18 protein-coding genes and 6 pseudogenes are annotated in these 20,742 nt (G+C 58.2%); 15 read left to right on the plus strand and 9 right to left on the minus strand.

Annotated elements, in window-relative coordinates; genetic code table 11:
* Positions 1–98: 98 nt before the first annotated feature.
* Both ACSQ9D_RS27395 and ACSQ9D_RS27400 read left to right on the plus strand, forming a co-directional pair.
* A complete protein-coding gene (locus tag ACSQ9D_RS27395) occupies positions 99–851 on the plus strand; it encodes a transporter substrate-binding domain-containing protein (RefSeq protein ID WP_436284967.1) in 753 nt (250 codons plus the stop codon).
* 54 nt (positions 852–905) lie between these two features.
* Positions 906–2,228 (plus strand): GGDEF domain-containing protein, encoded by a 1,323-nt coding sequence (locus ACSQ9D_RS27400; RefSeq protein ID WP_436284968.1) that lies wholly within the window; start codon positions 906–908, stop codon positions 2,226–2,228.
* 365 nt (positions 2,229–2,593) lie between these two features.
* Here the strand turns inward: ACSQ9D_RS27400 and ACSQ9D_RS27405 are convergent.
* The 3 genes and pseudogenes from ACSQ9D_RS27405 to ACSQ9D_RS27415 all read right to left on the minus strand — a co-directional run.
* A pseudogene (locus ACSQ9D_RS27405) lies at positions 2,594–2,986 on the minus strand (cupin domain-containing protein); the annotation flags it as partial.
* Positions 2,987–3,334: 348 nt separating this feature from the next.
* Complete coding sequence (locus ACSQ9D_RS27410; protein WP_436284969.1) at positions 3,335–4,489, minus strand: MFS transporter; 1,155 nt, start codon at positions 4,487–4,489, stop codon at positions 3,335–3,337.
* Positions 4,490–4,914: 425 nt separating this feature from the next.
* The gene (locus ACSQ9D_RS27415; protein ID WP_436284970.1) at positions 4,915–5,208 is read right to left on the minus strand and encodes a type II toxin-antitoxin system RelE/ParE family toxin; all 294 of its coding nucleotides are present in this window, start codon (positions 5,206–5,208) and stop codon (positions 4,915–4,917) included.
* A 670-nt stretch (positions 5,209–5,878) separates the two neighbouring features.
* Here ACSQ9D_RS27415 and ACSQ9D_RS27420 point away from each other — a divergent pair.
* From ACSQ9D_RS27420 to ACSQ9D_RS27445, 6 genes and pseudogenes are all read left to right on the plus strand, one after another.
* The gene (locus tag ACSQ9D_RS27420) at positions 5,879–6,283 is read left to right on the plus strand and encodes a carboxymuconolactone decarboxylase family protein (RefSeq protein WP_436284971.1); all 405 of its coding nucleotides are present in this window, start codon (positions 5,879–5,881) and stop codon (positions 6,281–6,283) included.
* A gap of 32 nt (positions 6,284–6,315) precedes the next feature.
* Positions 6,316–6,538, plus strand: a pseudogene (locus tag ACSQ9D_RS27425) (IS6 family transposase); the annotation flags it as partial.
* Between the two features lie 222 nt (positions 6,539–6,760).
* The gene (locus tag ACSQ9D_RS27430; RefSeq protein ID WP_436284972.1) at positions 6,761–7,804 is read left to right on the plus strand and encodes a Kelch repeat-containing protein; all 1,044 of its coding nucleotides are present in this window, start codon (positions 6,761–6,763) and stop codon (positions 7,802–7,804) included.
* A gap of 229 nt (positions 7,805–8,033) precedes the next feature.
* The gene (locus ACSQ9D_RS27435) at positions 8,034–8,999 is read left to right on the plus strand and encodes an MBL fold metallo-hydrolase (RefSeq protein ID WP_436284973.1); all 966 of its coding nucleotides are present in this window, start codon (positions 8,034–8,036) and stop codon (positions 8,997–8,999) included.
* A 168-nt stretch (positions 9,000–9,167) separates the two neighbouring features.
* A pseudogene (locus ACSQ9D_RS27440) lies at positions 9,168–9,275 on the plus strand (IS6 family transposase); the annotation flags it as partial.
* 242 nt (positions 9,276–9,517) lie between these two features.
* Positions 9,518–9,805 (plus strand): annotated as a pseudogene (locus ACSQ9D_RS27445) (AAA family ATPase); the annotation flags it as partial.
* A 600-nt stretch (positions 9,806–10,405) separates the two neighbouring features.
* Here the strand turns inward: ACSQ9D_RS27445 and ACSQ9D_RS27450 are convergent.
* Positions 10,406–10,657: pseudogene (locus tag ACSQ9D_RS27450) on the minus strand (transposase); the annotation flags it as partial.
* Here ACSQ9D_RS27450 and ACSQ9D_RS27455 point away from each other — a divergent pair.
* Complete coding sequence (locus tag ACSQ9D_RS27455) at positions 10,559–10,798, plus strand: hypothetical protein (protein ID WP_436285196.1); 240 nt, start codon at positions 10,559–10,561, stop codon at positions 10,796–10,798. The pseudogene ACSQ9D_RS27450 and the gene ACSQ9D_RS27455 sit on opposite strands and share 99 nt — an antisense overlap.
* Before the next feature lie 54 nt (positions 10,799–10,852).
* Positions 10,853–11,773 carry a LysR family transcriptional regulator gene (locus tag ACSQ9D_RS27460; protein WP_436284974.1) on the plus strand — a complete coding sequence of 307 codons (921 nt, stop codon included), beginning with the start codon at positions 10,853–10,855 and terminating at the stop codon, positions 11,771–11,773.
* A 1-nt stretch (position 11,774) separates the two neighbouring features.
* Here the strand turns inward: ACSQ9D_RS27460 and ACSQ9D_RS27465 are convergent, their stop codons facing one another.
* The 4 genes from ACSQ9D_RS27465 to ACSQ9D_RS27480 form a co-directional block, all read right to left on the minus strand.
* Positions 11,775–12,728: an NmrA/HSCARG family protein gene (locus ACSQ9D_RS27465; RefSeq protein WP_436284975.1), complete on the minus strand. Its 954-nt coding sequence runs from the start codon at positions 12,726–12,728 to the stop codon at positions 11,775–11,777.
* A 797-nt stretch (positions 12,729–13,525) separates the two neighbouring features.
* Entirely contained in the window at positions 13,526–15,298 is a 1,773-nt protein-coding gene (locus tag ACSQ9D_RS27470) for an adenylate/guanylate cyclase domain-containing protein (protein ID WP_436284976.1), read from the minus strand.
* 209 nt (positions 15,299–15,507) lie between these two features.
* Positions 15,508–15,798 (minus strand): transposase, encoded by a 291-nt coding sequence (locus ACSQ9D_RS27475; RefSeq protein WP_436284977.1) that lies wholly within the window; start codon positions 15,796–15,798, stop codon positions 15,508–15,510.
* A complete protein-coding gene (locus ACSQ9D_RS27480; protein ID WP_436284978.1) occupies positions 15,795–16,427 on the minus strand; it encodes an IS110 family transposase in 633 nt (210 codons plus the stop codon). Before ACSQ9D_RS27480 ends, ACSQ9D_RS27475 begins: the two co-directional genes overlap by 4 nt.
* Positions 16,428–16,973: 546 nt before the next feature.
* Between ACSQ9D_RS27480 and ACSQ9D_RS27485 the strand changes: the two genes are divergently transcribed.
* Positions 16,974–17,528, plus strand: coding sequence for a DUF2087 domain-containing protein (locus ACSQ9D_RS27485; RefSeq protein ID WP_436284979.1), 555 nt, complete (start codon positions 16,974–16,976; stop codon positions 17,526–17,528).
* Positions 17,529–17,584: 56 nt separating this feature from the next.
* A complete protein-coding gene (locus ACSQ9D_RS27490; RefSeq protein ID WP_436284980.1) occupies positions 17,585–18,385 on the plus strand; it encodes an alpha/beta fold hydrolase in 801 nt (266 codons plus the stop codon).
* Positions 18,386–18,434: 49 nt separating this feature from the next.
* Here the strand turns inward: ACSQ9D_RS27490 and ACSQ9D_RS27495 are convergent.
* A pseudogene (locus ACSQ9D_RS27495) lies at positions 18,435–18,662 on the minus strand (integrase); the annotation flags it as partial.
* A gap of 258 nt (positions 18,663–18,920) precedes the next feature.
* Here ACSQ9D_RS27495 and ACSQ9D_RS27500 point away from each other — a divergent pair.
* The 3 genes from ACSQ9D_RS27500 (at position 18,921) to ACSQ9D_RS27510 (ending at position 20,483) form a co-directional block, all read left to right on the plus strand.
* Positions 18,921–19,277 carry an ArsR/SmtB family transcription factor gene (locus ACSQ9D_RS27500; protein ID WP_436284981.1) on the plus strand — a complete coding sequence of 119 codons (357 nt, stop codon included), beginning with the start codon at positions 18,921–18,923 and terminating at the stop codon, positions 19,275–19,277.
* The gene (locus tag ACSQ9D_RS27505) at positions 19,261–19,764 is read left to right on the plus strand and encodes an SRPBCC family protein (RefSeq protein WP_024319143.1); all 504 of its coding nucleotides are present in this window, start codon (positions 19,261–19,263) and stop codon (positions 19,762–19,764) included. The genes ACSQ9D_RS27500 and ACSQ9D_RS27505 overlap by 17 nt, the downstream gene beginning before the upstream one ends.
* Positions 19,765–19,973: 209 nt before the next feature.
* Positions 19,974–20,483 (plus strand): nucleoside kinase, encoded by a 510-nt coding sequence (locus ACSQ9D_RS27510; protein ID WP_436284982.1) that lies wholly within the window; start codon positions 19,974–19,976, stop codon positions 20,481–20,483.
* Positions 20,484–20,742 lie beyond the last annotated feature (259 nt).

A 20,742-nucleotide genomic window follows, 5' to 3' on the forward strand; every position in this document is an offset into this window, starting at 1 on the left:
ACCGCAATTGGCAGGTCGCAAATTTCCTCGACTCCGAGCGGTCATTTCAGGATTTCCTTAGTCATTTCGCATCATAGTTGCGTTGAAGGAGAAACGTCATGATGCGAAATCTGGTCCTCGCCCTAGGTCTTCTGTTCGGCGCCTCTGTCGCCCATTCTACCGAGCACCTCCGGATCGCTACCGAAGGGGCCTATCCCCCTTTCAATTTTGTCGATGAGAACGGTACCCTCAAGGGTTTCGATGTCGATATCGCAAAGGCGCTCTGCAAGCAGCTTAACGCTGACTGCACGTACCAGACCGTCGAATGGTCCAAGATAATCGACGGACTGGAATCCGACGAATATGATCTGATCGTGGCAAGCATGGCATACACGAAGGAGCGTGCCGCCCGCGTTGAATTCTCAGCGCCATACTACCGCTCGCATTCGGTTTTGATCGGGGACGCAGAAAAGTTCACCGACAGTTCTCCAGAAGCTCTGGCTGGCGCGCGCATCGCCGCTGCCGAGGGAACAATCCAGGCTGACTACGCAAAGCAAGCATACAAACAGAGCGTTCCTGTCTTGGCCAAAGATCAGCCGTCCGCTCAAAAACTGCTCGAAGAAAAGAAGGCCGATTTGTTGATCGGCGATGCTATTGAACTTTTGAGTTTCATGGAGACGCCCACAGGTTCCGCGTATGGCTACGTCGGAGATCCCATTTCCAGCGAATTTCTGCAAAGCTCAGCGCACATCACCGCGAGAAAAGGAAACAGTGTGCTTATCGCTCGCGTAAACGATGCGCTCAAGCAAATCAAACTTGATGGGACCTACGACAAGATCAACGACCACTATTTTCCCTTCAGCATCTATTAGGGCTGCCAATTGGATACCCGATTATCGAGGTCTCGCGACATGCCTCTCCGATCTGTGGGGCGCATTCTCCTGTTTGTGGTAGTCATTTACTCGGCGATCGCTGCGGCAGGCGCGGGCCTCTTACTGACTCGTATCGAAAATGAGGCGATTGTAACGCGCGAGCGACAGATCCCGCTTATTTTGTCGCAGACCCGGAACGCCGTTAAGATCGAAAGGATGTCATCCCTCGTTCGAGCGATTTTTCTCGCCAACGACCGCCGTTTGGAACGACAGCTTCAGCTGCAAATCCAGGCTCTCGCTCAGGGTTTCGGTTTTGATGGGTCAGCCACCCTGACTGGTGGCTCTCTCAAGGTGGCCGGCCTCGCGAAGACGATCGCAGCTGCGCACCAGAAAAACCGGGACGAAGTAGATCAGCGAAACGGTGTTCAGAGCACTCCAGGATCCGGCAAATCGACAGCGGATCTAGTCGCCTATGAGGAGGCGATGCGCATCATTGAAATGATGGGCAAAGAGGTCAGTGGCAACTCCGCTCTCGTGGCCGACGAAATCGCCGGAGGCATTCAAAAGAGCGCGGTCGCAGTGCGGAATCTCGTGATCATCGTTCTCATTATTCCCGCCCTCTTCGTACCTCTTTTGCTCGTACTAGCCCGCCGGCACTTGGCAGTTCCAATCGTTGCGGCAATCGGCAACCTTAAACGGATCGAGAAAGACGAACCTCTCCTTGTCGAAACGAACAGGCCGCTGCTAAAAGAGTTGGCGTTGATTGGAGACGCAATCATCTCTTATGGGAATGCGGCCAGTGAACTGCGCCGCACAAATGTGGTACTGCAGGCGCTTGCCGAGAAAGACCCTCTGACGGGTCTGGCCAATCGCAGAACCTTCGAGAAGTTTCTGGCCGCGGCGATTCAGAGGTCGTCGCCGGAGTCGGGCACAGCCATTCTGCTCATTGACATCGATCACTTTAAATCGGTCAACGATCGCTTCGGACATCCGACCGGCGATCGCTGTCTCAAATCGCTCGCTAGCCTCCTTGATAACATACCGGATCTTTCGAATGCGTTGGCTGCCAGGTTCGGAGGTGAGGAATTCGTGGTCGTGTACGATGCTCCTTCGTCCGATCACGCGCTTGAATATGCTCGGTTCCTCTGCAGGAAAATAGAGCAGCTTGAAACCCAAAGCGTGGATGGAACCTATTTGCGCTTTACTGGCAGCATCGGGGTCTCCTTCACCACCTCGACTTCGGACGATCCCGGCGATCTCCTCGAGAAAGCCGATCGCGCGTTGTACGAAGCTAAGCGATCCGGGCGCAATCGCGCCGAGGTCGATTCGTCGCTATCGAAGGGGAGCAGGGAAGGGCGTGTTCAGCGAATTCTGTAATCGTTGCGCAGTGAAAAGGCCTCTTGTCGCGGAGACGCCATCATCTGCCACATCTCAGGCAGCATTGTCTGTGGCGTTACCCCCGGAGCGGACCATCGGAGCAGCAGCAACGCTTTCAGAGGCCGAAGCCGCTGCAAGCGCAGTAACTTACCCACAGATTTGAGGAAAAATGAGCCCGCCCAGATGCTGGCGGGCTCTGACGCAATACTGTGATGCCGCATCTGTCCAGCTCATAAAACCACAACCGATCATTGCTGACACTTCACCAAATAGGCGTAGTTTGCACTACCTTTCAGTGAAAAAATGACCGGGATCGCCTTCGTGTCGACGGCCTTCAGCGGACGTTCCCCTCTGCTAGCGTACGGTCAAACGGAAGCCCCGCCAGAGCGAGGCAGTTCGTCTTCAATGCGACGGTTGGCTATTCCGACTTTCTTCGGATCGTCAGCCGGCCATACTTGATGCCCATGGGCCAGTCGTCGTAATTTGGATGACTGTCGGCTCGTCGAAGTAGGCGAAAAGCGCCATGCCGGGCGGCAACGCAAAAAAACGGCTTGCAGGCAGTGCCTTGGCGGAACTCCGATCAGCGGTTTCGCCCATTCCAAGATTGATAATCCCTGCTACGACTGTGACCACTTCATGCACGGGATGCGTATGCGGCGGGACCGCGTAGCCTGACGGCACTTTGAGCTGAGGGCAAATAAGCCTTCCTTGCTCGGAACGCCGAACAGAACCGCCGCCTCTGCTCCGGCGGGAAGCAAGCCCGATCGATCCCAGAACGTAGCTTACCGGGTTGAAGGGCCGCCATCTCAACTCCTAGCGCCGTCTATCATGTAGCCGCGACGGACGATTGCGGCGTGACGCCACCTGTGCGCACTACCTAGTACCTTGTCAGTCGGATCTGGGACCTTAGAGCGGTCAATCGAATAGCTGTCATCGGGCCTACGAGCGGTTCAAGACAGGAGGATTGGTGCCCTAGCTGGATTGTCATTGAGATCGTGGAAGCCGGGTGGGGGCTTGTTGTATCCGCCGCACGCCCGATGATGGGAAGTTGGTAAATAGTGGCGATCATTTCATCGGATTCTCCGTATGCGTGGCCCATGAACCCTTCAAGCCGCAGAAAACCTGAGGCGTGGAGCAAGAGCGTTGCAACAGAAGAGCGCCGTGACGATGACAGGGATGCATATCAAATATGATACGCGAATTCCGGCGTGCTCCGCGACGACGCCAAGCATGGGTGGGGCAAGGAAAAACACAACGAACGACATCTGTCCAAGAGCCGCCACGTTGACATGCGCCGCTCTGTCAGTTCGCTGGGCAGCTGCCGAGACCGCTAGGGGGTAGACCGCGCTGCAGCCGCCCCCCATGAGAGCAAATCCCAAGAGTGCGACGCAAGGATGTGGCGCCATCCAAACCGAAAATAGCCCCGCCGCTGAAAGAACGAGAAGGACAAGAGCCACTATGCGCGATCCAAAGCGGTCAACGAAAGGATCGGCGAACAATCTTGTCAACGCCATAAAGAATGTGAACAGCGTTAGCCCCAGCCCGCCGACGAACGGTTCTACGTGAAAGACGTCACGCATATAGATCGCAGACCAATCAATGCCCGCGCCTTCGACGAGGAACGCTGCAATACCGATCACGCAGAGAGGTAGCAAGCCGAGTGTGGGTAAAGCAATATGCTCCGCCTTTACGGGTTCACGAGCGACCCGGGCTGGCGCGTTCTTCATGCCCGCGATTGTTATGGTTCCGATGATCAGGACAAGGGCGAACGTGAGCGCGAGGTGTACCTGCATAGATACACCGGCTTGCCGAACTGCCGAAGAGACGAGCGCGGTCACGAAGAAACCTAGACTCCAGAATCCATGGGCCCGGTTCATCACACCCCTGCCAAGTTGGGCCTCGATACGGTCGATCTCAACGTTGAGATTGATCTCCAGCGCCCCCGCCAGCAGCCCTTCGCATATCAGAAGGCCAAACACCAAGGGTGCTGCGTTCATCCAGGGGACGAGCGCCAGCAGCGCGGACGTTCCGAGTACAGTGATGAAAGCAGTGGCGCGTGCTCCGAGGCGCGCCACGAGCGGCGATGATAAAGTAAGAGAGATCAATGCGCCGATTGCTGCTCCGATCAGAGTCAGGCCAAGCTCGGATTTGTCAACCAGAAGAGCGTCCTGCAAATCGGGAAGGCGCGAAAGCATGGCTCCCATGGAAACCGCGAAGAGAAAAAAGCAGACGTATATCCGGTGTTGCGGTTCGATATGCATTCTGGGGCTCCGGGGACACGTCGGTTTAGTTAGATGGCAGGTTTCTAGAACAATAACCTGAGGGTCAGCAATCCTCTGGAAATAAGCTCGAAGATGTTGCACCGGTCGTTCGAGCTTCGCCGCTGGGCGGTTACACCGCAGCGTGCCTTCAGGCAGGCTAGAAAAATGGGCCATCGGAAGCCGAGGCCCATAGGCATGAAGGTTTTCACCTCCAGAGGGAACAGCTGCTGCGCGGAGCTGGGAGGCCATCCGCGGGTTGCACCAGCTGTACACGATATACGCGAGTCAGCGTCGCCTGGCAACAGGTAACAAACGACAAGCTTTAAATCACATTGGCGCGTACCTGTTTCAGCGACCAGATTCTCCTGCCGGACGCCCTGAACCCTGGACGGGTATCGAGCGAACGGGATGGTCCTTATGATCAGTCAGGAGAAGCGGGGATCGCCGTCTGGATTTTCGAAGTCCAAATCATCGTCAACTTCCACGCCGGGAGATCGTTCACCACCATGCCGGATAGCGAAGATGACCACTGCGCCCTGTTGGATTTCGTAGTCCACAAGGTATGGCCCATCACGAAGCGAAGTACGCCGGGGAACCGGGATCTCTTCCGTGATCCGTCCCATTTCGGGGAAGCGACTAAGAGCTTGCCTCAATCGCTTCAGATCATCTGAAAATTGTAGTGCGGCTCTGGGGCTCTTCGATTTTAGATGGGACTTCAAGGATGTTCATCGAAGCTACCAGGAGAGGACATGCGGGGACAAGACTCGCATGGAGAATTCATGCCCATCGATGCATGCATGTTGGCCGAGTTTCGGATCGTCGTCGCCGCCGCTATTCCCCGACACAACGATCCCGGCCTAGTCGTCGCGTTATGACCTCCTCAAGGTGTCTGGCAAGCGCTCTCGGCCCTTAAGGTAATCATGATTAAGGTAAATGAGATTAAGGTAACGTTACCGTACGTATTTCAGACAGCGGGATGCCGGCACCATGCGCGCCGAAGAGCTGCCGTTCATAAAGAAGCCCCGTTTCCGGGGCCTAAAGAGTGGCCTCCAACAGATTTGGAGTGGAGGGATCCTAGCCCATTCGGCGTGTCGTTAACAGGCCGGAATCTCTCGTTTTGGTACGATACGCTCCTATGTCGGCGAATTGTGAATGGTCTCGTTCGATCGGAATACGTTCCATATCAACGCCCTCAAGAACCTGTATAAGGTGTGCCGATGTCATCCGGCCATGCTGCACGTTGTGCCATTCGCCCGGCTGACACAAAAGGCTATGCTCGACTCGGGCAGGAATCTGGCTTGCCGCTAGGCGCGAATTGTCGAAATACTATCGGCGTCCGATCCCAACTCAGAGAAATCGTATGCCGCCGTCCACTGCGAGGAGGAAGAAATGGCGACCCTGAAGTTGCTCACTGATGAAGAGGCCGACGCGATACCGGCCGTCAAAGAGGTTTTTGATGATATCCGTGCGATCAGGAAGTCGGACTTCATAAACAACTTCTGGCGGGGGCTCGCCAACGATCCTCCGCTCCTCAAACGTACCTGGGAGGGTCTCAAGGCGGTGATGGCAGCAGATGGTGTCCTAGACCCGTTGGTCCGGGAAATGATTTACATTGCAGTCTCAACGGCTAACGGTTGCTCATATTGCGTCCACTCGCATACGGCTGCTGCTAAGGCTCGCGGGATGACAAAGGCACAGCATGCCGAGTTGCTCGCGGTCATAGGCTTGGCAGGACAAACCAACCATTTGGTGACCGCGATGCAGATTCCCGTCGACCCTAAATTTCTGGTCTGATGCCGCGTTCAATCGCGTCGAGACGAGCAGGCGACAATGCTGCGCAACCAATGGCTGCCAACCGCAGGATCGACGGCTGCGGAGATGTTGAAAGCAAGTCATCACGACAGCTTCAACGCTTCGTTTCCATCCACGACCCGATCGCCGACCTATTTCATGTTCCGCGCCACGACATTCCTTCTGCCCATTATCGCGAGCTGCGAGGGGCCCGCGATGCAGACGTGGAGCGCGATCGCACATCTGTTGGTCGCTTGATCACAGACCGCGTGCCGCACTTTAATCCGAGGCCGATAACTTTACAGTGCCCATGACATGCCTCCTACGGAATCGGTGCATGGGTGCACGGAAAGGGTGTCGCGCCATTCTTAGGTTTGCCTGAATAGGCCATTCGGGACCTCGTCATTCTCCTTCGCGGCCGGTTTCGCTACCTCATGTATATCGAGGACCGACGCTTTAGGTCCGCCCAAAGGAGTGAACATGAGAGGAGCATGGATTTCTGCCGCGCTGGTCGCGGCGTCGATCAGTTTTTCGTCCGCCCATGCCGAGGACGGGACATGGCGCATGGCCAAGCCGATGCCTGACCCGCAGAGCGAGAACTCCGGGGCCGTCCTCGGAGACAAGTGGTACATAATCGGCGGCATCGACGTGCCTCAGACCGCACCGGTTGGCTCCGTCATCGTCTACGACGAAAAATCCGACAGTTGGTCGCGTGTGAAGGGCATGCCGGAGCCTGCGCACCATACGGCTACGGTCGCGTTGGACGGGAAGATCTACGTCTTTGGAGGTTTCGTCGGTACGCCTGGCGCGAGGCAGTGGCAACCGATCGCCGACACCTTCTCGTATGATCCTGCTACCGACACCTGGACAAAGCTTGCGCCAATGCCGACCGCTCGCGGCTCCGCCCAGGCAGTCGCTCTGGATGGCAAGATCTACGTCATCGGTGGCGCTCATGTCCACGAACATGGCAGGGAAATGAAGGAACCGCTGTGGGCGAACGTTCCGAACATCGTCGGTACGACGGTCGAGGAATACGACCCTGCAACGAACACGTGGCGCGAATGTGCGCCGATGCAGGCGGAGCGCAATCACTTCCTGGCGGCTGCCGTCAACGGCGAAATCTATGCGATCGACGGGCGGGTCGGACTTCCCTTCGTAACCAAGAGCGACGTCACCGATCTCGTCGAGGCGTACGATCCGAAAGCGGACACCTGGACTTTCAGGTCCAGGTCGCCCACCCGGCGTGGCGGCGTCGCGGGTGCCGCCTATAATGGCAAGATCTACGTGACAGGCGGCGAATACCAGGATCCTGAAGGCAAGAGAACGTTCTGGGCTCTGGAGGCGTATGATCCGGCAACCGACACTTGGCAGACCCTTCCTCACATGCAGATCGCCCGCCATGGATTCGTTGCAGGATTCATCGGCAACGAGTTCCACGTAGCGGGCGGATCGTTCCAGTCCGACGGGATGCCGGGCATCAACGCGCAGATGGATACTCACGAGGTCTACACGGTCCCGAAGTGATCGTTGCGCTCTTTTGCTATCGTGCCGGAGGCGGTCTCGACCCCTCCGGCGCGATAGCAGGCCTACACATCCAGCGCGCCTCCCGAGGGTATCGGACCGCAAGACCACGACACGCCGCACAGCAGGGTGCGCGCGATGCCGCCGCAGGACGAAGCAGATGGGTGTTGCCAAGTTTCAGCACGCCCGGACGTCCCGCTCCAATCCGTGATCGAAGCAAAGGGACACCACAATGCCTGACAACAAGCCAATCAGTCTGAGCCGCCGCACTCTTCTCATTGGAGCGTGCATCTGCTTTGGATGCGCGCTGCCGGGTTCGTCGTTTGCCGACGCACCGATGGCGGGAGGAGATGCACCGGGCTTCTACCCCCTGAAGGTCGGCGACTTCGAGGTGACGGTCCTTTCCGACGGGAAGGCTCCACTCGCCGCCATGAAACTGTTGCAAGGCGACAAGTCTCAGATAGCGAAGACGCTGAAAAGCAACTTTCTTGCGGAGGAGGTGGACACGTCGCACAACTGCTTCCTCGTGAATACGGGATCGAAACTGGTGCTGATCGACGCCGGCGCAGGGTCGCTTCTGGGCCCTCGCTTCGGCAGGCTGGCAGAAAATATCCGTGCCGCGGGATATCGCCTGGAGCAGATCGACGAGGTGCTTCTCACCCATATGCATACGGATCATATCGGCGGTCTGATGTCCGGAAACGAGCTTGCGTTCCCGAATGCCAACATCCGGGCCGACAAACGCGATACCGACTACTGGTTGAGCGACGAAAGCATGCGCGCCGCGCCCGCCGATGCGAAGCGCTTCTTCGAGGCGAGCGTGGCCTCCCTGTCTCCCTACCAGAAAGGGGGAAGGCTGAAGACCTTCGAAGGCGCAAACGAAATCGTGCCGGGAATCACATCCCGCCCGGCGTACGGCCACACGCCCGGACACACGATGTACGAGGTGGAGAGCAAGGGCGAGAAGCTGCTTCTGTGGGGCGACATCGTGCATGTAGCCGCGGTGCAGTTCGCCGACCCGACAGTCACCATCGGCTACGATGCCGACAAGGCCGAGGCCGAACGGGAGCACTTCCGGGTGATGGACGACGTTTCGAAGAACAGGCACATGATCGGAGGGGCGCACCTTCCATTTCCCGGCCTCGGTCACGTTCGGTCGGACGGGAAGAAAACGTACTCGTTCGTGCCATTGATCTAGCGGCCGATCCACCGTCCACCTTTGCCGCCGGCGTCATCGCGCGCCGACGGAAGTGGGGCCGGCGCCGATGGAGGATCAGGTCCACATCAATACCAACCAACTTGACAATATTGGGAACGATTGCGGACACGCAGCCTATCGGCAGTTCGCCCGGTCGGATGCTTTCGCTCGCCCCTGCTGGCGGAGCGGTTCAACCGGCGCAAGCACGTCGTCACCGGCAATTGGCATGCCGACTGCAACGGTTGTACGGTCGAGTTCTGGCTCAGCGAGCCGCGTCGTTATCGAGTGTGTCGCGTCCAGCCAAATAATCTCCCAGCGGCATAAGTAACCATTGATTCCATTGGCGTTTTCCATCCCTGTCCAAGCATCTCCCTCCCGTCCACGGTAAAACCTCGCCCAGAGACATAAAAAAGCCCGGCACGACGGCCGGGCTTAGAGACATCGAGTGGCTTGATGTCGATGCGGGGTTGCTTCTGAGCGGTCCCCCGGGTTGCGACAAGACCCTGTTCGCGAGCGCGGTGGCCAGATCCTGTGGCGCCATTTTCTTTTCGGCATCAAGCGCACAGTGGCAGTCTCACGGTCATCTCGGCGATATGTTGCGCGCGATGCGGAAGACCTTCCGTCAAGCGATCGCCGCCGCACCAGCAATTCTCTTCATCGACGAATTCGATGCTTTCGGTTCGCGGGAGAACCTTCGAGGAGACGACGCGGCTTATGGCCTTCAAGTCATCAATGCACTTCTCGAACTCCTGGATGGTGCTGGAGGGCGTGACGGTGTCGTCGTGATCGCCGCTACGAATAGGCCAGAAGATATCGATGAAGCTCTCCGCAGGCCGGGTCGCCTAGATCGCCACATTGCAGTAGAAATGCCGGACCGGGAAGCGCGCGAGCAAATCCTGTCAGCGCATGTTGGCGTGGCGCTGACGGAGGACGATCTACGAACGGTCGCGCTTGCAACCAGGGGCTATTCCGGAGCAGCACTGCGGCAGCTCGCCCGTGACGCGCGCCGGATCGCTAGAAAAGCCAGGAGGCCAGTGCGCGGTTCAGACTTCATGTCGATCGTACCACCCGTCGCCGCACTCACCCAGAAGGAGCGATGGCCAGTGTGCGTGCACGAGGCTGGACACGCGCTCGTTGGGCTCGCGCTCAGTATCGGAGATGTCGAGGCTATCGTCGTCGCGCGTCAGGCTGGGCATCGGGATGACAGCATCATCGGCCACGTGGAGTGGCGCAGACCAGTCGTGCGCAATCGGACGCTTCGGGCCTACAGGGACGAGATTGCGATGCTTCTAGGTGGCAAAGCTGCCGAGAAGGCAGTCCTAGACGAAATGTACGTCGGGTCCGGAGGGGTTGAAGGATCTGATCTTCACGGGCAGCGGACATTGCAACGATCCTCGTTGTGGGGTGAGGTGGACCTCATCGCAAAGCCGCCGTTCCGAGCGGATACCCATACAATAGCCGATGATCAGCATCCGCATCATCAGCTCAGGGTCAACCGAAGGACGACCTGTGCTGCTGTAGAACGGCTTCAACTGTAGCCGGATGCTGTCGAGGTCGAGATGGCGGTCGATCCCGCGCAGCAGATGGTCTGTTGGGACGTGATCATCAAGGCAGAAGTCGTCGAAGAGCTGCGCCGGAGCCGCCTGACATCCCATCATTCGCGCCTGATCCCCTGCAAATCACTCAGAGGATTGAATCACGCCTCTCAAGCACCGGCAATGGCGAGTTTTTCAACACAATCCGCCCAGAAGCGGTCGCCGGATCTTGTCGCCGAACTGTGCGACACAGGCTCAAACTAGGCACAGACCAAATTATTCTCTATATAGACATAATGAATGCCGCTGTGCTGAAAAATGGATAACGCGGGACTGTCTCTCGACAGGATGCGCACATTTGTCCGCGTTGCCGAACGCGGCAATCTGTCGATGGTCGCGCGAGAACTCAGCGTCGGCCAATCGACGGTGACGCGGCATCTCAATGAGCTTGAGGAAGCTGTTGGCGTACCACTTCTCAGCCGGACGACGCGTCGCGTGACCCTTACGGACGAAGGCAGCCGCTATTACACGAATTGCCTTCAAATTCTGCGCCTGGTCGAACAGGCCGCTGAAGAAGCGCGAGATGCACGCCAAGCTCCCGCAGGTGCCGTTCGGCTTTCCTGTACAGCGGCGCTCGGCGTGATGCACATCACCCGCCTCATTTTCGAATTCCAGGACAAGCACCCAGACATCAGAGTCGACCTCAATCTCACCGACGAGCGTATCGACCTGGTTCGCGAAGGCCTTGACGTGGCATTGCGTCTTGGGCCTCTAGCCGATAGCTCGATGAAACTTCATGCTCTCGGAGACAGCCATCGCTTGCTGGTGGGCGCTCCAAGTTATTTGTCTGTCTACGGACGACCAGAGCGTCCGGCCGATCTGTCACGCTACGAAAGCGTGGTGATGTCCAATGTGGCGGGGAGCGATCAAATCATTCTTTCCTCTCACGATGGGACTAGTCTAATGGTACCAGTCAGTGGGAAGTTGCGCGTCGATCACGGACTCGCTGCGCGCGAAGCCTTTGCCGCCGGACGCGGCATTGGCCCTGCACACCTTTGGTTGGTCCACGATCTTCTAGACAATGGTCAGCTCGAAGTCCTTCTTGGGGACTATGGCCTTGCCCCGGTCCCTTTGAGCTTGCTTATCGTTCCAGAGCGTGCAGCCATTGCCCGCGTTCGGCTTCTCGTCGATTTTCTCGCCGCCGAAATTTCCAAATTGCCTGGAATCCGGAGGGCGTGATTTAGAGCCCGAAAGATCTCTTATCGCCTCGCCACCCCGTGGAACGCAGGTACTGCTCCCAATTGAGCGCATCGGGGTCCAGGCGGCGGCTCCACTCGAGATCGTGCTCTTTGCCGAAATAGCCATATTCGACCGCATACTCAACCATCCCTAGAATTTCTAGTATAAGCAGTTCGTTGGCGGCGAACTCTGGAAAATATTGCAGCAGTCCACCCCTAGTGAAAGCGTTTCGATATTCGGCCTTGAGGCCCGTCACGCGCTGAAATGTTTCGACCATTTCGCGCGGTGAGATGATATCGCCAACGATCGGGAGCGTTTTTCCATTGTAAAGCTCGGGGTTTGAGAAAATTTCAAGAACCACCGGCCCGGTCGCCGTCAGCGGATCGACAAAAGGTGCTCGGAAATTTTCGGGAAGATAGACCGGCAGCAACAGGGTGTCGCCCTCCATGCGCGGCACATAGTACTCGAGAAGATTCGTATAGAAGAACGCCAGCATTATGAAGGAATGGGAGATCGGCAGGCTACTAATGTAGTCTGCTACACGCGCTTTGTCGGTAAAATGCGGAGCATACTTGGTCCCGCCGGTGATCTTGTCGACACCCTCAAGGGTGCTAAAAACAATATGCCCGACGCCAGCCTCAACTGCGGCATCCGCCAGTTGCCTGCCGAGAGGAGCCTCAATTGTCGCCGGCGGAGCGATGGGCGGCGTCATTAGGAATGCGCCATCCGCGCCTTTGAACGCAGCAACGAGGTCCTTTTGAAGGCCGAGTTCGAGCGGGACCCTTACGATTTCAGCGCCGAGCTTCTCCAGGCTTCGAGCCTCTAGCGAATCCTTTTTCCGGGTAAGCGCGCGTACGCGGAAACGTTGGCTCTGGAGGAGTGTCGCGGCTACGCTTCGCCCCTGTTTGCTGGTTGCACCGACAATCACGACAAGTGGCTTTTCAATTGTAGACATGGTTGTTTAAATCCTTTTCTCTGTCACTGACGGTCGACTGCGCAGCCAAGCATCCTGCCGCGCGAGAGTCTGTGGGGCACGGGCAGATTGCTCCCTGCTTCGATGTGGATGCGAACCTCATGCAGCACCAACGGCCCTTGGCTTTTAGGACGCACCAGTCACGGCGAAACCGCCCGATAGCCCATCCCAATGACGGGCACTCTATCCAACCAAACTTTGTTGCTCCAGATATATGCAATGCATAACATAATGCCATTTTATGGATAAGTTGTGCCGGCCTGCGGCGCACATCGTGAGACAATGCTGCTCTATCCCGGAAAATCAGAGAAAAGCCGTTTCCGTTGCAAAAGCAAAACGTATGCAGCGGCGACGGGTGTTCCAGGATGGCTGGATCAGAACGTTAAAACCTTATTGACGCCCAGACGAATGACCGCATAGGGCCGTTTGCGGACCGTCCGCTACTAAGACTGCCAACACGAAAAGCAGACATCCGAGGCGTCGGTGCGGAAGTCCGGGATCAGCCCTGACCGGTCCGTGAGGCGAGCTCTGCCGCCGCCTGAAAGCAGACATTCCCGGCAACCACGTGGGAGGTTGCAGTTGCGCAATCTCCGGACGTTCGCGTGGAGCCGGATCAATGATCGCTATGCGTCCAGGAACTATGCTTTGCCCGGTGGCGGCTGCCCGCACGCATGCGCCATGAGCAAGTCTCGCACAATCTGAGGCGAACCAGAGACCACGCGGCGTGCTTTTGTGGAGCCGCACGGAAGCTGTGGACGACTGCCGGCGATGGAATGCGATCACTCGGTGAGGCCAGCTTTGCGCAGTCCGTCCACAATGCGCTCGAAATCGGCAGGGTTCTTGTAGGGCAGCACTTTGCGCCTGTGCTCCAGGGAATAATCGGGATTGATCCGGAACACTTCCTCCCACTCCCCACGCGCTTCCACGAAGCGGCCCAGGTGACCATAGCTCGCCGCCAGCAACACACGTGAGATGTCGGTGGCTGGATTGCGGACAAGCCGTCGCTTCAGGATGACAACGGCCTCCTCGTACCTGCCCAACTGGAACATCGCCTGCGCGTGGAAGTGCAGAAAGATATCCGGATAATATGGATTCAGGGCCATTGCCCGCTCGAAACAGACGAGGGCCTCGTCGGGCCTGCCCGCATAGTGGAGCGCGTTGCCGAGGCTCTCGTGGCCCTCGGCAAGATTGGGTGCAAGCGCGATCACGCGTTCAGCCTCGCGGATGGCCACGTCAAGCCGTCGCAGGTACAAGTTGACGACGCCCAGCGCCCAATGTGCGTACGGATATCGATCGTCGAGCGCCACCGCCTGCGTCGCAGACCCGGTCGCCTGTTCCAGCGATTTCGACGGCGATTGGCTCCACTGGTTGACGTAGGCCAGCCCGTGCGCGACGGCGAGGAACGCGTGGGCCGGGGCGAATTTCGGGTCCAGATCGATGGCGCGTTGCAGCAATTGCCGGCCCTGAATGTTCTGCTCTCTCGTCAGCCGCCACATGTGTTCACGGCCCCGCAGGAAGCAGTCATAGGCTTCCAGATTTTGAGTCTGCTCGGTCGCGAGCCGCTGCTGGTCCCCGGCCGTCAGCTTGAGTTCCAGAGCACCGACGATCTGCTGCGTGACGTCATCCTGCACCGCGAAGATATCAGTCAGGTCGCGATCGAAACGCTCCGCCCACTGATGCCCGCCGGTGGTGGCATCGATGAGCTGCGCGGTGATCCTCACCTTGTTGCCTGATTTGCGGACGCTTCCTTCCAGCACGTAGCGCACGTTGAGGCTATGGCCCACTTCCTGCACGTTCACGTTCCGGCCCTTGAAGGTAAACGACGAGTTTCGAGCGATGACAAAGAGCTGCGACAGCTTCGACAGAGCAGTGATGATATCTTCGCAGATGCCGTCGGCGAAGTACTCCTGCTCGGCATCGCCGCTCATGTTGGCGAAGGGCAGCACGGCAATCGAGAGGTCCGACGGCAATGCGGCCGGCGCACGAGCAACGGCGCCTGCGGTCACTAGTGGCTTTACCTCCGCGGCGGTGCCGACCTGGAGCGAATAGATCCGGATCGGCTCGGCGATGTTCTTGAGCTGCGTGTTGCCGAGATCGCTGACGGAGAGATCGAGCCTCGCCCTGACCTGGCGATAGGCGTCCTCGGACAGGCAAATGGCGCCGGGGGCCGCGATACCCTCGAGACGCGAGGCGATGTTGACGCCGTCGCCCATCAGGTCGCCATCGCTTTCCTCTACTACGTCCCCCAGATGGATGCCGATCCGGAACTCGATGCGCCGATCGTGCTGAACGCCGGCATTGCGCTCGACCATGCCGTTCTGCACCTCGATGGCGCAGCGCACGGCATCGACAACGCTGCGGAATTCGACCAGCGCTCCGTCTCCGGTGCGCTTGATGACACGGCCGTTGTGCACGGCGATGGTTGGGTCGATCAGGTCGCTGCGCAGTGCCCGCAACCTTGCGAGGGTGCGATCTTCGTCCTCGCTGGCGAGCCGGCTGTATCCGACTACGTCCGCGGCCAGAATTGCGGCCAGCTTGCGGTTCTCGCTCATAGAGCAGTTCCTCATCTCCACGATAGCAGGAAGACAGAGACAGGGGAACTTCTGCCCGCAGCGATCTCGGCTGAGATCAAGTTCTCTGGCACGTCTGCGACCTACAGCTTTGGGACGCGCTCGAAGCGCAGCGGACACAAACGGCTTTATCCATCCCGTCGTCCGCATGGGATGACCCTGCCGGGATCGGTTTCGAGGGCTGTGTTAAATCATACTGCAGCCTCCGATCCGAACCGGAACTGGGTACCATCGACCCACATGCGATGGAGCACGACGGCAATTTTGCGGGCAACAGCGACGATGGCTCGCCGCCGTGCTCGCACGTCGGCGTCGCCGGCGTGAGAGATACGGCCGGGATTGTCCTTCTCGCCGGACTGGAAGCGTCGCGGGGTCAATCCGAAGTGAGCCCCGACAGTACGCGAGCTTTTGAAGCGGGCGGGGTCATCGACCGCAGCCTTGAAGCTCAACGCCGTCACATATCCAACACCTGGAACACTCATGAAGCGCGTGGTGATGGCGTCTTGATGAGCCGCCTTTCGGACACGTCGATCGAGCTCAGGAAAGGTTTCCGGGAGCATCTGCCTGGCCTCGCATGGCTTAGTGCCCGGTCGTTTTCGATCGTGTCACGGACGGCTTCCTCGAATGCACCACCCCGCAGACGCATCGGCAGCTTGACGCCGAAGACCTTGAGAAGTCCACGAATCTCGTTTTCAAGATCGAGGCATTTCCTTTGCATCACCTTACGGCTGGCGAGAAGTGCACGAATGTAATGGCTTTCGACACTCTTCACATGCACCCTGCTGTACCAACCCGATCGAAGCAGTTGTGCGATGCCACGGGCGTCGTTCTTGTCGGTCTTATTCCGCATGGCCGAAAGAGCGGCATTGACTTGCCGAGCCTCCATGCACACGACATCGAAACCAGCCTCCGTCAAACCGTAGGTTAAATGCTGAGTGAGCGTGCCAGCCTCAAGCCCGGCCTGGTGAATCGGTTGGCCGAACTCGTTCAGGCAGCGAACAAGGTCAGGTACGTCCGATGGCACCGACCGCTCAAGTCTGACCTTTCCGGCCTCGTCAATAATGCAGATCGCCACTGAGCGCAGCGACACGTCCAAAGCAGCATAAAACATCGTTGTCTCCCTTCGTCTCGGCTACGCCGGGATTGTACTGGGAGCTTGCCCCTTGTGGGACCGCCCGATTACGCATGCTTCGGGCCAGAGTTTACCACAGCCTCCGTCCAGTTGATGGTCCGCTTTCGAAAGTTGCTCTCCGAAAGCCGCCTTTCGGCCTTTCCACCTCAAAGCTGGACATTCAGCCCGCATAAGCCGAACGGCAGCTTCTGGGAAATCTCACTGTCCGCCTGAACGACCGGATGGAGGGCGTGCAGCCGTCGAACATGCCGAGACTGGTGAACAGCAGCTTTGGGGACGGCATCAGCCTTAACGGAGATGTTGACGTCGCTACGCCCATCGATCCGACCCTGCCTGTACCTACGCGCTTGAATCCTTCAGTCCATGGTGATATCTGGCCGACAGGGTCCGCAGTTCACCCAGGCATCGCCGTTCCTCGGAACAAGCTAAACCTGCTCATATCGAGATATGGACACCCATCCCGTGCCATGTCGGAAGGGCGATCACCGATGATCCGTTTGGAACGGCGCGACCGAAGGATAGGTCATGTCCAGAATTCTTATACCGCTCCAGGTGAGCGATACATCTACATTTGCGAAATCCCTCCGAGCGCTGTTGGCCGCGCAACAGGGGGTGCCTACTCATCTTGAGATGCTCAACATCGTCGCGAAAGCTGCAGGGCATGGAAACTTCCAGGCATTACGTGCTGCGATGGATCCTTCATCAAATGTCAGCGACGTAGGCGAGGAAAAGGCGCCACCTCCTTTTTCAGAGAACGTTGAAGAGAGACTCGTCGATCGGGTTGTCCGTTGCTTCGATGTAGACCGAATCTTGCTTCGCTGGCCATCAAAACGCTCCGACCAGATACTGGCTCTCTGGATTCTCTGGTCGCAGATCCCCGCGTCGATGGATCTGTCCGAGCGTGACGTCAACGACCTACTTCATCGAAAGCACCTTTTCGGAGACCACGCACTTCTCCGACGCGAGCTGATTGATCTCGGTTTGATGACCCGAACGCGTGACGGGCGGGTCTACCGACGCGTCGAGCAACCAGTTCCCGTGAACCTCGAACCGGCTATCCGCCGGCTCGCCGCGCGCTAACCCGAACACATCGAATTCATTTCAGGAGCGGCCGGACGCTCCCGGCTGTGAGCAGCATGTATAAAATCAAAACAGGAAAATTCCTAGACCGCCTTCCCTTCGCCCGAGTTGGAGGAGGGATCGACGCGATCCTCATCATCAACGGTGGCCAGGGATTCATGATGCGTCCCGAGACGTCGCGTCTCCGCAGGGACGCAAGCCGTCTGGGGCGGATTCTACCCGATGGAAGAAGCTTCGTCCTTCTCGGTTACGATCCCAAGCCAGGCGATGTTTCCGTCTCTTCCATCGCGGACGATATCGCGGAAATCATCGACAACGAGTTTGGCGGGCGGTGCCAACTGGTTGGCGTTTCATACGGAGCCGTCGTCGCCGCGAACGTCGCCTCACGGTTCCAGCATCGGGTTTCGAGACTAGCCCTCGTTGCCGGGGGATATGACTTCTCACCAGAAGGAAGACATCGGTTGCGTCGGCAAGCCGAACTTGCACGCTCGGGTCAATCTGCACGGTTGCTGCAAGAGTTCTCGTCTGTCTTTCGACGCCCTTGGTTCAACTTTCTGCTGAAACTGCGTATCCGCCTCAATGCTCGGAAAATCACAGGTCGGCTTTCATCGCCCGCGACCGTCTGCCGCTATCTGGACGCCATGCTGGCGTACCGGGCTGGGGATCATCAGCCTGAAGCTGAGGGACCGGATGTATTGGTGGTCCTCGGAAGTCGGGACCAGTTCTTTTCCCGCCCGTCAGTCCTGTATCCCCGTGTGAAAATAGCAGTTCTCGAAGGAGAAACGCACATGGCCCCGGTCGAACGGCCGGCCGACGTCAAGGCAATCCTCTCGTCATTTCTGGATAGCCGACCATAACGCTTATCCTCGACGAGCCCTTTCATCTGTTCCCTGCGCCAAAAGAAGGGCCGGTGACGAGGGTTCCGATCTTGATCTTAACCAGATCGCAGCCTCGTAGCTTACTGTCGATTGCGAGATCGAACAGCGCCCGGTCTCGCATGCGCCCCTCCATATCGAGGAAGAAACGAATTGCCCAAATCTGGTGCTGCTTCAGGGGCTTCTTTACGCCGACCTTCCGGCCGACGTTCCATGCCGGTCGACCGAGTGCAGCAGGATCGTATTGCGCGGTACCCATTTGAGTTCTCCTTCGGCCACCATTGGCCGTCGGAAAAACGTGCGAACGCAAGGAGCGACGGGGCCGTAGCCGGCGGACTGCTTTCGGGGAGCAGGCGCTGAATGCTGACATTCGTTCATTAGCGGCTCGAAGGTCCGCTTGACCCGCAGCAGACGATTTTGCTGCCCGCCGCGGTGCATGACCTCGAATGACCAGTCTACGGCAGGAAAGTTCGGGACGCTTGCGCTTTCTGCGCGAGCGGGTTACATACTGAACTAGATGGTTCAGTATGTAACTCCTCCCCTCGATCTCTCGTTTGCGGCGCTGTCCGATGCGACCCGCCGCGGGATCATCGATCAGCTTGGGCGAGGGGATGCGTCGATCACCAGTCTCGCGGATAAGTTCCAGATGACGCTGACCGGCATGAAGAAGCACGTCCAGGTTCTCGAGCGTGCGGGGCTCGTCGTCACGCAGAAGGTCGGACGGGTGAGAACATGCAAGCTTGGGAAACGCGGCCTCAAGGCGGAGGCCGAGTGGATCGAGGCGCATCGCAAGCTCTTCGAGGCTCGCTTCGAAGCATTGGACGAAATCATCAGCGAAATGAAACAGGAGGGAAGCCATGACTCAGCAAGTTAACAGTGCAGGTGGTGCGCAGAACCGCACGTCAGTCGAGCGCAGAGGGGATCGCGAACTCGTCGTAACGCGGACATTCAATGCGCCGCTGAGCACGGTTTACAGGGCGTGGAGCCAGCCTGAGCTGTTCCAGCGCTGGTGGGTGCCAAAATCGGTGTCCGGCGTTTCGCTCGTATCGTGCGATATGGACGTCCGTACCGGCGGCAAATATCGGCTGGAATTCGCCGCCACCGGTTCGGACACCATGGCCTTCTATGGCAAGTATCTCGAGGTGGTGCCGAACGAGCGCATCGTCTGGACCAACGACGAGGGCGAAGAGGGCGCGATCACGACCGTGACCTTCGAGGACCAAGGCGGGAGGACACTAGTGAATTTCCACGAAGTCTATCCGTCCAAGGAGGCGCTTGAGGAAGCACTACAGGGCTCGGCGGCCGCATTGCCGGAGCAGTTGGATCAGCTCGACGAATTGCTTTCGAGCATAGGCGAGTAGCGCGGGTCGGGAAACTCGCCTCGAGGGAACGTCTGCTCTTGGGAAGTGACCCCACCGGCCTTTCTGGCCGGAGCGTGGGCGCGTATCCGCCAGACATTCGCCGCTAATTCGAAAAGTGCCGAAATACCTTGATCAGGTCAGCTCGTTGGCGGGGCGTTCCCAGGTAGAGTGTCTTCTCACCAGATTGAAGGCCATGATAAACGGCGCCTATGGGAATCAAAAACTATCTGATCGAAGGCGGTTCCGGCACTGGAAAAACATCGGTCGCTACCGAACTGGAGCGGCGGGGCTACCACGTCGTCCATGGTGACCGGGTCTTGGCCTATGTCGGCGACCCCGAGACAGGCCAGGCACTCGCAGGACCGCCCAAAGGCGCGGACCGCATCGTTTGGGGATACGCGCACTGGATCTGGCCTGTCGACAAGGTCCACGCTATTGCTGCCGACACCACACATCCTGCCACCTTCTTCTGTGGCGGCTCGCGCAATTTCCACAAATTCCTGGACCTATTCGACAAGGTTTTCGTACTCGACATCGACGTAGAGACGTTGAACCGACGATTAGATGGGCGGCCGAATGAGCCGGGCTTCGAGCCGGCCGAGCGGGCGCTGGTACTCCGCTACCATCATACCCGGGAATATCTTCCCGTCGGCATCAATATCGACACGGCGGGTACCGTCCCAAGTGTCGTCGACGATATCCTCGCTCAACTCACCTGAAGCCTTGAAAGTATTGTGAATGGGATGGGGAGCACTCGATTATTGCGGGAAAGACGCTAGCCGCCTGAACAGCTCACTGGCGGCATTATCGCTTTCGTAGTGACCGGCAGCTCTCAGAACGACAAACCGGGTGTCTTAACGACCGACATGAGGGCGCAAAGCGGTCAAGACCGCCGTCGGCCCCTTTGCTGCCGTTCGAGGTCGATCCGAGGAACGTGCGGTATGTGCTAGAATGCGGCCCGAAGGCGGAATGCGACAG

Origin of the sequence: Rhizobium sp. LjRoot258 (genome assembly GCF_964254185.1) — a bacterium.
Lineage (GTDB): Bacteria > Pseudomonadota > Alphaproteobacteria > Rhizobiales > Rhizobiaceae > Rhizobium.

Excerpts from the sequence above, each read along its gene's own strand:
- ACSQ9D_RS27395 (WP_436284967.1), top strand. The coding sequence starts at position 99 with ATGATGCGAAATCTGGTCCTCGCCCTAGGTCTTCTGTTCGGCGCCTCT.
- ACSQ9D_RS27410 (WP_436284969.1), bottom strand. The coding sequence starts at position 4,489 with ATGCATATCGAACCGCAACACCGGATATACGTCTGCTTTTTTCTCTTC.
- ACSQ9D_RS27420 (WP_436284971.1), top strand. The coding sequence starts at position 5,879 with ATGGCGACCCTGAAGTTGCTCACTGATGAAGAGGCCGACGCGATACCG.
- ACSQ9D_RS27430 (WP_436284972.1), top strand. The coding sequence starts at position 6,761 with ATGAGAGGAGCATGGATTTCTGCCGCGCTGGTCGCGGCGTCGATCAGT.
- ACSQ9D_RS27435 (WP_436284973.1), top strand. The coding sequence starts at position 8,034 with ATGCCTGACAACAAGCCAATCAGTCTGAGCCGCCGCACTCTTCTCATT.
- ACSQ9D_RS27455 (WP_436285196.1), top strand. The coding sequence starts at position 10,559 with ATGGCGGTCGATCCCGCGCAGCAGATGGTCTGTTGGGACGTGATCATC.
- ACSQ9D_RS27460 (WP_436284974.1), top strand. The coding sequence starts at position 10,853 with ATGGATAACGCGGGACTGTCTCTCGACAGGATGCGCACATTTGTCCGC.
- ACSQ9D_RS27465 (WP_436284975.1), bottom strand. The coding sequence starts at position 12,728 with ATGTCTACAATTGAAAAGCCACTTGTCGTGATTGTCGGTGCAACCAGC.
- ACSQ9D_RS27470 (WP_436284976.1), bottom strand. The coding sequence starts at position 15,298 with ATGAGCGAGAACCGCAAGCTGGCCGCAATTCTGGCCGCGGACGTAGTC.
- ACSQ9D_RS27475 (WP_436284977.1), bottom strand. The coding sequence starts at position 15,798 with ATGAGTGTTCCAGGTGTTGGATATGTGACGGCGTTGAGCTTCAAGGCT.
- ACSQ9D_RS27480 (WP_436284978.1), bottom strand. The coding sequence starts at position 16,427 with ATGTTTTATGCTGCTTTGGACGTGTCGCTGCGCTCAGTGGCGATCTGC.
- ACSQ9D_RS27485 (WP_436284979.1), top strand. The coding sequence starts at position 16,974 with ATGTCCAGAATTCTTATACCGCTCCAGGTGAGCGATACATCTACATTT.
- ACSQ9D_RS27490 (WP_436284980.1), top strand. The coding sequence starts at position 17,585 with ATGTATAAAATCAAAACAGGAAAATTCCTAGACCGCCTTCCCTTCGCC.
- ACSQ9D_RS27500 (WP_436284981.1), top strand. The coding sequence starts at position 18,921 with ATGGTTCAGTATGTAACTCCTCCCCTCGATCTCTCGTTTGCGGCGCTG.
- ACSQ9D_RS27505 (WP_024319143.1), top strand. The coding sequence starts at position 19,261 with ATGACTCAGCAAGTTAACAGTGCAGGTGGTGCGCAGAACCGCACGTCA.
- ACSQ9D_RS27510 (WP_436284982.1), top strand. The coding sequence starts at position 19,974 with ATGGGAATCAAAAACTATCTGATCGAAGGCGGTTCCGGCACTGGAAAA.